At 56.1% G+C, this 12,541-nt stretch carries 11 protein-coding genes and 1 tRNA gene; 5 read left to right on the top strand and 7 right to left on the bottom strand.

Annotated elements, in window-relative coordinates:
* Positions 1–2,079, top strand: a 2,079-nt coding sequence (gene feoB / locus Q0F21_RS02435; protein WP_297237056.1) for a ferrous iron transport protein B, incomplete at its 5' end; no start/stop codon positions are given.
* On the opposite strand, the gene Q0F21_RS02430 is transcribed toward feoB, so the two are convergent.
* The gene (locus tag Q0F21_RS02430; protein WP_297237054.1) at positions 2,072–2,695 is read right to left on the bottom strand and encodes an HAD family phosphatase; all 624 of its coding nucleotides are present in this window, start codon (positions 2,693–2,695) and stop codon (positions 2,072–2,074) included. The genes feoB and Q0F21_RS02430 overlap by 8 nt on opposite strands.
* 117 nt (positions 2,696–2,812) lie before the next feature.
* On the opposite strand from Q0F21_RS02430, the gene Q0F21_RS02425 reads away from it, so the two are divergent.
* From Q0F21_RS02425 to Q0F21_RS02415, 3 genes are read left to right on the top strand one after another with little or no spacing between them, the layout of a single operon-like run.
* Positions 2,813–3,328 carry an NAD(P)H-dependent oxidoreductase gene (locus Q0F21_RS02425; RefSeq protein ID WP_297237052.1) on the top strand — a complete coding sequence of 172 codons (516 nt, stop codon included), beginning with the start codon at positions 2,813–2,815 and terminating at the stop codon, positions 3,326–3,328.
* A 6-nt stretch (positions 3,329–3,334) separates the two neighbouring features.
* A complete protein-coding gene (gene radA, locus Q0F21_RS02420; RefSeq protein ID WP_297237050.1) occupies positions 3,335–4,720 on the top strand; it encodes a DNA repair protein RadA in 1,386 nt (461 codons plus the stop codon).
* Entirely contained in the window at positions 4,720–5,973 is a 1,254-nt protein-coding gene (locus Q0F21_RS02415) for an anaerobic sulfatase-maturation protein (protein ID WP_297237049.1), read from the top strand. Before radA ends, Q0F21_RS02415 begins: the two co-directional genes overlap by 1 nt.
* 51 nt (positions 5,974–6,024) lie before the next feature.
* On the opposite strand, the gene Q0F21_RS02410 is transcribed toward Q0F21_RS02415, so the two are convergent.
* Positions 6,025–6,098 (bottom strand) — tRNA-Met (locus tag Q0F21_RS02410).
* Positions 6,099–6,860: 762 nt separating this feature from the next.
* On the opposite strand from Q0F21_RS02410, the gene coaA reads away from it, so the two are divergent.
* Positions 6,861–7,811, top strand: a complete 951-nt coding sequence (gene coaA / locus Q0F21_RS02405; RefSeq protein ID WP_297237047.1) for a type I pantothenate kinase — start codon at positions 6,861–6,863, stop codon at positions 7,809–7,811.
* An 82-nt stretch (positions 7,812–7,893) separates the two neighbouring features.
* On the opposite strand, the gene upp is transcribed toward coaA, so the two are convergent.
* From upp to Q0F21_RS02380, 5 genes are all read right to left on the bottom strand, one after another.
* Complete coding sequence (gene upp / locus Q0F21_RS02400) at positions 7,894–8,553, bottom strand: uracil phosphoribosyltransferase (RefSeq protein WP_297237045.1); 660 nt, start codon at positions 8,551–8,553, stop codon at positions 7,894–7,896.
* Positions 8,554–8,565: 12 nt separating this feature from the next.
* A complete protein-coding gene (locus Q0F21_RS02395) occupies positions 8,566–9,987 on the bottom strand; it encodes a transglycosylase SLT domain-containing protein (RefSeq protein ID WP_297237043.1) in 1,422 nt (473 codons plus the stop codon).
* Position 9,988: 1 nt separating this feature from the next.
* Complete coding sequence (locus Q0F21_RS02390; RefSeq protein WP_297237059.1) at positions 9,989–11,185, bottom strand: class I SAM-dependent rRNA methyltransferase; 1,197 nt, start codon at positions 11,183–11,185, stop codon at positions 9,989–9,991.
* Positions 11,186–11,211: 26 nt separating this feature from the next.
* A complete protein-coding gene (locus tag Q0F21_RS02385; protein ID WP_297237041.1) occupies positions 11,212–11,967 on the bottom strand; it encodes a 3'-5' exonuclease in 756 nt (251 codons plus the stop codon).
* 1 nt (position 11,968) lies between these two features.
* A partial coding sequence (locus tag Q0F21_RS02380) for a DUF5063 domain-containing protein (RefSeq protein ID WP_297237039.1) occupies positions 11,969–12,541 on the bottom strand: 573 nt, incomplete at its 5' end.

The following is a 12,541-nucleotide window of genomic DNA, read 5'->3' as shown; positions in this document are numbered from 1 at the left end:
GTGACTGTGGCGGCGGCTGTGGCAGACTACCGACAGGGAGATACCCTATTCCACCTCGTCGACTTGCCCGGCACGTACTCCCTCTCCTCCTATAGTCCGGAGGAGAAGTTTGTGACTCATCAGCTCTTTGAGACCGAGACACCGCCCGATGTGATCGTCAACGTCATCGATGGATCCAATCTGGAGCGAAACCTATACATGACGGTCCAGCTCATGGAGGCCGGGGTGCCGACCATTGTGGCGCTAAATATGTATGATGAGCTGAGGGAGAGTGGGACGAGACTCGATATCAAGGCGCTGTCGAGACGGCTCGGCATGCCGGTGATCCCGACCATTGGTCGGACCGGTGAGGGGCTGAGGGAGCTCTTTGCTACTGTGGCTCGTCTACACCGGGAGCGACTTGCGTCTGCCCATCGTCCGTCAGGTCCGAGTGTGCGGTACGAGAGCTCGCTCAGAGAGTCGATAGAGGAGGTGACTCGACTCATAGAGTCTGAGACCTCACTAGGTGATGAGACAGCCTGGCTCCGTCCTGACTTCCTCGCTATCAAGCTGCTGGAGCAGGACAAGTCCCTCAGAGACTATGTGACTCGTCGTGATCCCGCCGGCAGCCGTGTGCTGGAGCAGGTGGACGGGATTGTCGAGAGCCACGCCGGAGCAGATGAGGCTGATGGCGCACTTGAGCAGCAAGTGATCGACAGTCGCTATCGGCATATCAGGACGATACTTGACGGGATCTACATACGGCGGAGCGAGGGGCGATCCACACGGATCGATAAGCGTATCGATGACCTGGTGACTCACCGGGTGTGGGGATTCCCTATCTTCTTGCTTCTGATGTTTCTCACCTTTGAGCTCACCTTCACCCTCGGTCAGTACCCGATGGACTGGATAGAGAGCGGTATGGGGTGGCTTGGTAGTCTGCTGGAGGGGGTGATGAGCGAGGGGCCTCTGAGGTCACTTCTGGTCGACGGTGTAATAGGTGGCGTAGGTGGCGTGCTGGTTTTTCTCCCCAATATCCTCATCCTCTACCTCTGCATCAGCCTGATGGAGGACACGGGCTACCTCGCCAGGGCCGCCTTTATCATGGATCGGCTTATGGCGGCGATAGGGCTGCATGGCAAGAGCTTCGTGCCAATGCTTATGGGCTTTGGGTGCAGTGTCCCGGCGATCATGGGAGCACGCACGATCGAGAGTCCAAAGTCTCGCCTGATCACGATCCTGGTGACGCCTTTTATGAGCTGTAGCGCGCGGCTCCCGGTCTATCTCTTGCTGGTGGGGACCTTCTTCCCACGGCATGCAGGGGTGGCCCTCTTCTCCATTTATCTCCTCGGGATCCTGGTCGGTGTGCTGTCCTCCCTCCTTTTCTCCAAGGTACTCTCCATGGACGATGAGACCCCCTATGTCATAGAGATGCCACCCTATCGGGTGCCGGCTGCCAAGACCATTGCGATCCACACCTGGGAGCGGGCGCGGCAGTATCTCCAGAAAATGGCAACCACGATCCTCGCTGCGACGGTGATCATCTGGGCACTGGGCTACTTCCCCCACGTAGACAGTCTGGAGACACCTCGAGGGGAGGAGTTGGTGGCCTCCTATCTCGACCGGGTGGGACCGGATGAGGCGGCGAGCTTTGAGACCCTCACTCCGGAGCGTCAGCTACGGATCATCTCACAGGAGCAGTCATACATCGGTCGGCTGGGGAGGGCGATTTCACCGGTCTTTGCTCCCCAGCACTTCGACTGGCGACTCTCCGTATCAACGCTAACCGGTGTGGCCGCTAAGGAGGTGGTGGTGAGTACACTCGGGGTGCTCTATGTGGGGGACGAATCAGACACCTCCTCCCTCTCACAGCGACTGCAGAAGGCTACCTATGCGGATGGGAGTCCGGTGCTGACGATCCCTACGGTGGTCGCTTTCCTTGTCTTCGTCCTGCTCTACTTCCCTTGTATTGCTACATTCGTTGCGGTGGGGAGGGAGACCGGGTCCTACAAGTGGGCGGTCTTTGACGCCGTCTATGCGACGGCTGTCGCCTGGCTCCTCTCCTGGCTTGCCTACCTGCTGACGGCGCTACTTATCTGACCAGCAGGCGGCGGATCGGGTCCCGCCAGTCCTCCTCATTCTTGCAGGTGTAGGCTACCATACCGAGGGATCGGGCCATGGCGGTATTGGCGGGGCCGTCGTCGAGGAAGAGTGTCTCCTCCGGTCGTAGGGATGCCTCCTCGAGGACCCTCAGGAAGATCTCGCGCTCCGGCTTGCACATCCCCATAGTGTAGGAGGTAAAGACACGCTCAAAGAAGTCTGACAGCGGTCTGCCGGAGGAGATGAAGTCCTTGCTCTCGAAGTAGTCATACAGCAGGGGATTGGTATTGGAGAGCGCCAGTACCCGATAGTGCGGTGCGATCTCCTCCTCGAGGAAGGTGAGCTTCTCCTCACAGACGCGCTTGAGGAAGCCAAGCAGGGCCCACCGGAGCTGCTCTATGGTGATCTCTCTGTGGTAGGTCTCGGAGAGATGGTGCGCAAAGTCCTCCGTGCTGATCCGCCCGCTCTCGTAGTCGAGGAAGCCGCCGGTCTGGCGGTAGGCATCCAGCATCTCGTCTGCATCCTTTACTCCCAGCTCTCTCAGCCGATCGACAGCGACTGACCTGTGGAGGTCTATCAGTACTCCTCCGACATCAACTAATACGTTCTTAATCATCTTTCTCTTCCTTGTGTTACGAGTGCAATGATAGACAAAAATGGCGAACTCCCCGACTTTGTCTCCCCTTAAATGGCTACATTTGTCTCAAAGGAACTAAGTAAAACGATTTTTCTTATGAAAACATTAGTTGTTGTGGGACATCCCCATCTGGTGGAGTCCACCGTGTCAAGGGGCTGGGTCGAGGGCCTGAGAGCGATGAATGATCCCGACCTCACCATCCACTGCCTCGCCGATGCCTGTGGGTCGGGCATGACCTTTGACGTGGAGGCGGAGAAGAAGCTGCTCCGTGAGGCGGATCGGGTTATCCTGCAGTTTCCTCTCTACTGGATGTCCGTCCCCGGCGTGATGAAGTGCTGGATCGATCAGGTCTGGGGCGCCGGATCGGCAGCCGGTGGAGAGGGCACCCTCGACGGAAAGCTGATTGACCTCGCCACCTCTGCCGGTGTCCCCTCGGAGGAGGTCTACGGAGAGGACGGACTGCAGGGGCTCTTTCTCCCCATCATTAGCAGCATTGACTATGCGGGAGCAAGGTTTGGGCGCATATTCTCCTTCTTCAGTGCCGATGCCGAGGACGTCAGTGAGCGACTCCCGGAGAGCGTTGAGTACTACAAGCAGTTCTGCACCGAGTGACGAGCGATGAGCGGAGGTAAGGACAAGGTGGTCTACGTCTGCAGCAACTGCGGCGAGGACTTCCCCAAGTGGCTGGGGCGCTGTCCCTCCTGTGGGGAGTGGGATAGTCTCAAGGAGTTTCGCGTCCGGGATGATCTCCCGGGGGTGAAGATCCGAAGCGATCGCACGGAGGGAGGACACCGGCCGGTGCCGCTCTGTGAGGTCTCGCCCGAGAGTGCTCCGCGTATGGATATGCGTGATGGTGAGCTTAATCGCGTCCTCGGCGGGGGACTCGTCAAGGGATCCCTCGTCCTGATGGGCGGTGAGCCGGGCATCGGCAAGAGTACCCTTGTCCTGCAGAGCGTGCTGCGCAATCCCGACATCACCACGCTCTACGTCAGCGGGGAGGAGAGTATGGGGCAGATACGCATCCGGGCGGAGCGTATCACCGACGCCTCGTCGATCTCACGATGCCTCCTCTACTCGGAGACGGACGTCGAGACGATCATCGAGACCGCTCAGTCCTCACGCCCCGACCTACTGGTCGTCGACTCCATCCAGACGATGCGAACCTCCCGAAGTGAGTCTGCTCCCGGTAGCCTTGCGCAGGTGAGGGAGTGTACGTCAGCGCTGATGGCTTTTGCGAAGCATACCAATATCCCGGTGATCATCATCGGCCACATCACCAAGGATGGTGAGATCGCCGGACCAAAGATCATGGAGCACTTAGTCGACACCGTTCTGCGCTTTGAGGGCGACCGAAACCACCAGTATAGGATCCTCAGGTCTCTGAAAAATCGCTTCGGCAACACCTCTGAGATCGGCCTCTACGAGATGAAGCAGGAAGGGCTCCGGCAGGTAACCAATCCCTCCGAGATGCTCCTCTCCGGGAGCGACCAGGGCCTGAGCGGGATCTGTATCGGCGTGACCATGGAGGGGATACGCCCACTCTTAGTGGAGACTCAGGCATTAGTCTCCTCAGCGGTCTACAATTATCCTCAGCACGCTGCCACAGGGACTGACCTCCGCCGTGCCAATATGCTCCTTGCTGTGCTGGAGAAGCGAGCCAACTTTAAGCTTGTGCAGAAGGATGTCTTCCTCAATATCGCAGGCGGGCTCTACATCACCGACCCGGGCATCGACCTCGCCATCCTCTCTGCCGTACTCTCCTCCAGCCTTGACCTCCCGATCAGTCGAGAGATATGCGTCACCGGTGAGGTAGGTCTGAGCGGTGAGGTGCGCGCTGTGTCTCGTATTGCTCAGCGTGTCGCCGAAGCGGAGAAGATCGGCTTCCGTCAGATCATCATCCCTCAGGACAATGCCAAGAGCCTTGATCTCAGCAGGAGCTCCTCCATAAGAGTCGTGCCGGTCAGTCGGGTGGATGAAGCCTTTAGATACCTATTTAAGTCGTAATGGATCGTCGTCCCATCGCTAATCCTCTCGCTCGTCCGCTCTACGTGATGGCTAAGCCGGCCGGGTCGCTCTGCAACCTCGCCTGTACCTATTGCTATTATCTCGAGAAGAAAGAGCTCTACCGTGACGTGGCATCGCCTCAGAGCCAGCAGATGAGCGATGAGGTGCTGGAGCGGTATGTGCGTGAGTACATCGGCAGCCAGTCCACCGGAGAGGTTGTCTTTACCTGGCATGGTGGCGAAGCACTCCTGCGCCCTCTTTCTTTTTATCAAAAGGCGGTTCGGCTCCAGCGCAAGTATGCCGGAGGGCACCGAATCATCAATACGCTTCAGACCAATGGCACTCTGCTCAATGATGAGTGGTGTCGATTCTTCAAGGCTAACCACTTCCTCGTCGGCATCTCCCTCGATGGAGAGCGTGCCTATCACGATGCCCTAAGGCGCACCCCGAGCGACAAGCCCTCCTTTGATCGCGTGATGCGTGGGGTGCGACTGCTGCAGAGGCACGGGGTGGACTTCAATATCTTGGCAGTCGTCAATGCGCTCAATGCCGATGATCCCGAGGGGTTTTACTCTTTCTTCAAGTCCATTGGCTGCCACTACATACAGTTTGCCCCCATTGTGGAGAGGTACCATGCGGATGGTCGCTTGGCGACTGTCGGGGAGCCTGATGAGGAGAGTCAGTTGTCCTCCTTCTCAGTCACACCCGAGCAGTGGGGAGACTTCCTCTGTGGTCTCTTCGATGTCTGGGTGAGGGACGGTGTGGGAGAGTACTTTATCCAGCTCTTCGATGCTACGCTCGCCAATTGGATGGGTGTCCAGCCGGGAGTCTGCACGATGGCGAAGTACTGCGGTCACGCCGGAGTGATGGAGTACAATGGCGATGTCTACAGCTGTGATCACTTCGTCTTCCCGAAGTACAAACTTGGGAATATCCACTCTAGAACGCTGATAGAGATGATGTACAGCCCAAGACAGCAGAGGTTTGGAAGGGATAAGTACGATGCCCTACCGAGGCAGTGCCGGGAGTGTCCCTACCTCTTTGCCTGCTGGGGCGAGTGTCCCAAGAACCGCTTCATCAAGGACGAGTACGGGGAGCCGGGGCTCAACTACCTCTGCCGCGGGTTTTACAAGTTCTTTGACCACGTTGCGCCCTATATGGATTACATGCGGAGCCAGCTGGAGCAGGAGCAGCCCCCGGCCGCAATCATGGACCTCCTCCGCCGCGACCCCCACCACTTCGAGGATAGATAAAGAAGAAAAGAGCTCAGGCGGACATCCGCCTGAGCTCTTTGTCGTCAATAGTAGCGAGAATGGGGCACGATCCCATGACCTCAGGATTATGAATCCTGCGCTCTAACCAGCTGAGCTACCTCGCCATCCTTCTTTGTGGTCGCAAAGGTACGAAATTTTGCCTGCATGGCAAGCCCCTCTCGTCAAACTTTTTCCTCTAGTGTTGCACTTCGAAGTTGAACCTAGGGGCTGACATTTTTGAGTTTTACAGTAATGGATCTGATGCTTGTCAGAGAGGCTGATCCTATAAGGACGGGCAGTTTCTCTATAAATAACGGTCATCTCTAGTGTGGCGTCGGCCCGCAAGCGGTCAAGTTTCGGAGTGAACTCTCGTACATTGGTCTACGACACTTCGTGGCTCGACCGATGCCTAAGAATTAATCCGAGACCTCGCCTCCTTGAGGCGCACTGAGAGTTAGGGGTGGGGATCTCCGGCGCCGGGGAGTATCGTATTGAGCTGGATAGACTTCAGTGAATTCTAAACCCGATATTAGAGATCACTAAACCCGGTAATAGTGATGACTAAACCCGGGTTTAGTTTGGGAGGGCAGGGCTGACGCATCTGCGCTATACAGTAAGCTATCTGATGCCCGTCAGAGAGGCTGATGCTTAGGCAAGCGGATGGGTGGTCTCTCTTATCAAGACCATTTTGCAAAGGTCTTGTATTAGATGTAATGTGTTGCTACATTTTGAGAGCCAGTGTGCTGGATTATTTTCCATTCTCCGTATGGAGTTCTGAGGTTTTTTGTGTTGCTTTTCCGCTAGGACGACTCCTAGCGCTCGAGCGTGGGTGGGGCAAAATAGATACCTTTGTCGTGACATAGCATGAAGGACTTATCGACCGTCAAATGAAACCTTACACCGCAACATTCTCTCCCTATCAGTCGTTTACCAGAGATCAGTGGAGCAGCTTGGACAGCCATCCTGACTTCCCTTTCTCTGAGATAGATGTGAGCAAGCTCCATGCGATGAATGAACCGCTTACAGTGGAGGAGATCAGCGACATTTATCTCCCTATGTGTCGCTTCCTGGAGATAAACATTATGCACCACAAGAATCTGCAGAGCGACTATGGGGAATTTTTCCATCGACAATTTCAGACCGTCCCCTACGTCATCGGGATCGCCGGAAGTGTGGCTGTGGGTAAGAGCACGACCGCGAGGGTCCTGCAGAAACTTCTGTCGATGAATGAGGAGACGCCAAAGGTCTCGCTCGTGACGACTGATGGCTTCCTCTATACAAATGCTGAGCTGGAGCGTCGCGGTCTGAGCGACCGAAAGGGTTTCCCCGAGAGCTACGATGTGATGCGCCTGCTCAACTTCCTTGCGGCGGTCAAGAGTGGTCGTCGCCACTTGCCGTCTCCTAAGTACTCTCACCTCTTCTATGACGTCATCCCTGATGAGTATGACGATGTCGATCAGCCGGATGTGCTGATCATCGAGGGGATCAATGTCTTGCAAGCGAGTGTGGATGCCTCCCGGGCTCGTCGGTCGGTCTTCGTCTCAGACTTCTTTGACTTCTCCATCTATGTCGATGCGGATAAGTCTGCGATCCGCCGGTGGTATGTGGACCGCTTTATCAAGCTACAACAGACGGCGTTTCGGAATAAGGACTCCTACTTCTATCGCTACGCTGATCTCACCAGAGAAGAGACGATCGGTCTGGCAAATAAGGTGTGGGACGATATCAATCTGATCAATCTCGTCCAGAATATCGAGCCGACGCGCTTTCGCTCCAATCTCATCATCGAGAAGAGTGACGATCACAGCGTGCGGAGCATCTGGCTGAGGAAGGTGTAGGGCAGTAGGACTATACGAGCAGAGCCTCCGACGTAGACGCTTGTCCCATCGGAGGCTCTGCTCGTAGTAAAGTGATACGCTATTAGTCCATCTTGGTCCCAAATGAGAGATCGCCGGCATCACCCAGTCCCGGGACGATGTAGGCGTGCTCATTGAGCTTATCATCGAGTGCTGTAATCCAGAGGGTGGAGTCCTCAGGGGCGTGCTTACAGAGCATATCTACTCCCTGCCGGCTGGCGATGATCGCTGCAAAGTGGGTGGTGGCAGGCTGTCCCTTGGTGAGGAGAGCATTGTAGGCCAGCATCATCGAGCTACCAGTGGCGAGCATAGGGTCGGCAAGGATCAGTGTCCGTCCCTCAAGAGAGGGCGAAGCTAAGTACTCGATGTGTACGTCAAATCCCAGCTCACTATCGCCACCCTCCTTGCGGTAAGCGGAGACGAAAGCGTTGTCAGCCTTGTCGAAGTAATTGGTCAGTCCGATCTGCATGGGTAGCCCGGCACGAAGTATGGTGGCGACGACTACCTCCTCCGTAGGCAGGTACATATCCTTGGTTCCAAGGGGCGTGGTCACCCTCTTCTCGGTGTAGTCGAGTGTCTTACTGATCTCATAAGCCATGATCTCGCCGAGGCGCCTGGCATTGCTCCGGAAGCGCATCGAGTCCCCATGGATATTGACATCTCTCATCTCTGCGATGAAGCGATTGATGAGGCTGTTTTGCTCTGATAAGTTTACTACTTTCATACTCTTAGCTAACTATTTTTCCTTCCTCTTTGCTCCCTGATAGAGGGCAGAGAGGTGCATGATATTGTCTACATACTTGACTGTCTCCGAGCCGCGAACATAGCCGTACTTGGCCACTGGGTCATTGAAGTACTTCGGCGTGCTCTTAAGGAGGAGGTACTCCCTAACACCACCCTCCCAGACACTGTCCGGAGCACTATACTTGCGTGCCAGACGCATCGCATCCAGGACGTGACCGTAACCGGCGTTGTAGGCGGCGAGGGTGAAGCACTCTCGCTCATGGGTGTCCCTGATGTTGCTGAAGGACTTTTCATTGTCCCTAAGGCAATCGACCGCCACACGCACTGCTGTCAGAGGGTCCAGCAACTGATCGCTGCTCACCCCGTAGGCCCGCCCGGTGGCAGGCATTACACCCATGAGACCTCTCGCACCCGATCGAGCTACAACGTCCGGGATGAAGCGGGACTCTGTGAAGGCGATCGCAGCGAGATAGCTCCAGTGCCAGCCCAGACGCTTTGCCTCTTGCATGAATATCTCATCATAAGGTGAGATCGCACCCGGTCGGATAGTAGGGGTAGGAAGTGGGGATCTGAGGCTCCTGAAGTAATTGCCACTCTCAATCGTGAGTAGGCGGTCGAGATCCTCCTCTTCCTCCTCAGGAGAGGAGGAGAAGAAGCGGCTGATCTGCTCGGTAAGACTCTGATTCCCCTTATGAAGCATCCAGCTGTACCGCAGTGGTACGCTGATGCGAAGCTCAGTGTCGAGGGTGGGGTGGTGACGCTGAAATAATCCGGCGAGCCGGGTGTCTACTGCTGCGTAGCGGATAGAGTCCTCCTGGTCAGCGACCGACTTGATCAGGTCCACATCACCCAGTGAGTCGACCGGCAGGATATGGAGGGAGTCCAGGGCTGCCTCAGCAACGATCTGCTTTAGCCGCATCTCTGCCGGGCTACTGGAGGAGACGTAGATCGACTTTCCATCGAGGTCGCCCACCCTTCGGAGGAGTGGGGCAGTGGATCTATTTTGCACCACTACTAAGGCGATCGTATCCACAGTGCCAGCAAAGTTATACGACTGGCTGAGCTCGGAGGTCATAGCAAAGGGTGTGATGGAAAGGTCTATGGCTCCAGACGAGATCCATGCCATAAGGCTATCCCTGCTACCGGTGACCCTGATGTCGAGCTTGAGCTTATTAGCCTCGGCGAAGCGAGATACTTTCTGATACTCGAGACCGAAAGGCTCTCCTCTGTAGAAGTAAAAGTCCGTAGGGGAAGTGACCGTCCCTACTCGGAGCGTATCGCTGGCGATGATTTCGCTCCACTTACGATAATTAACGAGCTCCGACTCTCTCTCCTTCCTTGTCTCAATGCAGGACGACATCATCCCAATGAGAAGGAGCAACAGCGGAGTGTATCGTGAGAGGAGCCCGGACATATTACTTGACGTAGAGCACCAGCCCCTTGAGATACTCTCCCTCGGGGTGATAAATATTCACCGGATGATCCGCTGCCTGAGTAAGGCGGTGGAGGATCCTTACCTCCCGCCCGGCTTGCAGGGCAGCGGTAAATACTGCTTCCTGAAATTTCTCCGGGCTAACCACCTGCGAGCAACTGAAGGTGAATAGCAGGCTCGAGGGGGCAATCTTCTGGAGAGCTATACGATTGAGTCGTCGGTAGCCATTTAGTGCGCGTGAGAGGACGCGTCTATTCTTTGCAAAGGCGGGCGGATCCAGCACCATCAGGTCGTACTCTCCCCCCTGTAGTCCTTCTAAGTAGCCGAATGCATCGGTGGCGATCTCCTCGTGGGTATCGTCCCTGCCGGGGAAGTTGAGCTCCATATTCCTTGCCGTCAGGTCTATGGCGCGCTCCGAGCTATCTACCGAGACCACTTGCTTAGCCTCTCCCAGCATGGCAGCGAGGGAGAATCCTCCCGTGTAGCAAAACATATTGAGCACCTTACGTCCCTTAGCATACTGTCTCAGCAGCGAGCGGTTGTCTCTCTGATCTAAGAAGAAGCCGGTCTTCTGTCCCTTGACAACGTCGAGGTAAAACTTCATCCCCCGCTCGTCGATCACCACATGCTGCTCCTTCGGTAGAGTTCCCATTAGCAGTTCGTCGATCTCCCCCTCTATCGGAGCACTTGCCGACAGCGTCTCAGCGCTCTTGTAGTAGACCACCTGTAGGCGACTGCCGAGTACAGCGGACATCGCCTCTGAGATCATGTGCCTCTGTCGGTGGATGCCGAGCGTATGAGCCTGCATGACAGCGATAGTGTCGTACAGGTCGATGATCAGTCCTGGGAGTCCATCGCCTTCGCCATAAACCCAGCGGAAAGCGGCGTGCTCTCTCGCCAGGCCAACAACCTCCCTCACCTCGAGAGCCTCCCTCAGTCGCCGGGTCCAGAATGCTTGATCAATCTGCTCGGATACATCGAAAGTGAGGATCCGTATCGCAATATTCTCAGGGGACCAGTAGCCGCGGGCGACAAAGTCATCCTTGGAGCTCCTGAGCTCAACCACGTCTCCTTCCATCAGCCCGTCAGTATCTCTCCTGTCTAGTGCTCCTGAGAAGACCCAGGGATGGCGGCGCTCCATCGGCTCATCTTTGCCGGGGCGTAAGTGGAGTATCGGTATGGTGTTGTTGGTAGTCATGAGGAGAGTTATTTGTCGGTGGTTTTACTTTTTACTTTTGCCCTCCTGACCTTAGCTTTGACCCTGCGCTTTCGTGTCCTCGCAGTGGGCTCTTTCTTCTTAGGCTTGGGCGTCCTTACGGTTGGTCCCACTTTCTTCTCAATCATAGAGGGCTTGACGTAGTCCTTGAGCCCATCGTAGATCAGCAGACCGGCGTAGGCATCGAGTGCGGCATAGTTTTTCTGCGCCTCCGACAGTTTCTCGCTCTCCCAATTGGTGAGTCGCTGGCTCTTTGAGATGCGCTTGTCGTAGAGTAGGGCGTAGAGCTTGGAGAGCGAGAAGACCTTAAGCCCAGCGGCCTTGGCTGTCAGCTGTAGCTCAAGGACCTGATGGCACTCTAGGCCATGGTCTTTCCTCAGACCGAGGGCGTCATCGTGGATAGACACCCCCACGAGGAGCGTCTTGTCGTCTGCAAGAACGCGTGCTACGGGGGCAAGGCGTGATGCCTTGTCCTCCTTGCCGTCAAAGGTCAGGAGCTTGATGATTACTGATCGCTCGTGATCGGAGAGCTGGAGTATGGAGACCTTGTTCCCCTCGCCCTTATGAAATGAGGGCTTAGTCTCTGTGTCAAGACCGAGGACGGCAGCCCTCGAGAGCGCATCCATGACGCTCTCTATCTCTTCGTCCGAGCACGAGGCGTCAAGGATCGTGACCGGCACCGGAAGCTCCTCCGCCTCCAGCTCCCCGAGCTCTTCCTTGGTGATGGTGGTCCGATCTAAAGGCATATTACTCGTCATGGCTCAATAGGTCATCCTCATCGTCCGGCATCTCCAGGGGCATAAAGTCCGGATCGCTGAGTAGGAGGTGGAGTCGTCTGAGCACGGCTGCAAGCTTCTCTCCCCACTCGTGGTCAAAGGCGTACCTCGCCTCGGCAATGGACTGGACCATTGTCTCCTCATTTTGCTGCCTATAGACCCAGACGATATCGGCGAGAGCCTGGAAGAGGTCGGCAAGCAGCTCACTGAGACTGACGTTGATCGGACGCTCCGAGTATTGCATCTGCTCATTGAGTGCATCGGGGAATAGATCACGGTCGGCAAAGAATCGCTCGTAGCGTCGTCTCACCCGTTCGTAATCCTCTTCCTCGACTAAATGTTCCAGCTCGCCAAAGAAAAGCGATGGATCCAGATCCGGAAGTCTCGTTGCTGCGGCATACACTGCTGCCAGTGTGTCTCGGCACTCACGCACCGTCTCCCTCGTCCATCGAGGGGTGACCTCGGGATCGAGCAGAGCGAGGTAATTCATGCTCTGCTGGATAAAGTCCAGTGTCTCCGGACTGTAGATGAGTGTCATATCTCC

This window comes from uncultured Porphyromonas sp. (assembly GCF_934359325.1).
In the GTDB taxonomy this organism is placed as follows: domain Bacteria; phylum Bacteroidota; class Bacteroidia; order Bacteroidales; family Porphyromonadaceae; genus Porphyromonas_A.
This window is presented reverse-complemented; position numbering and strand designations above follow the sequence as displayed.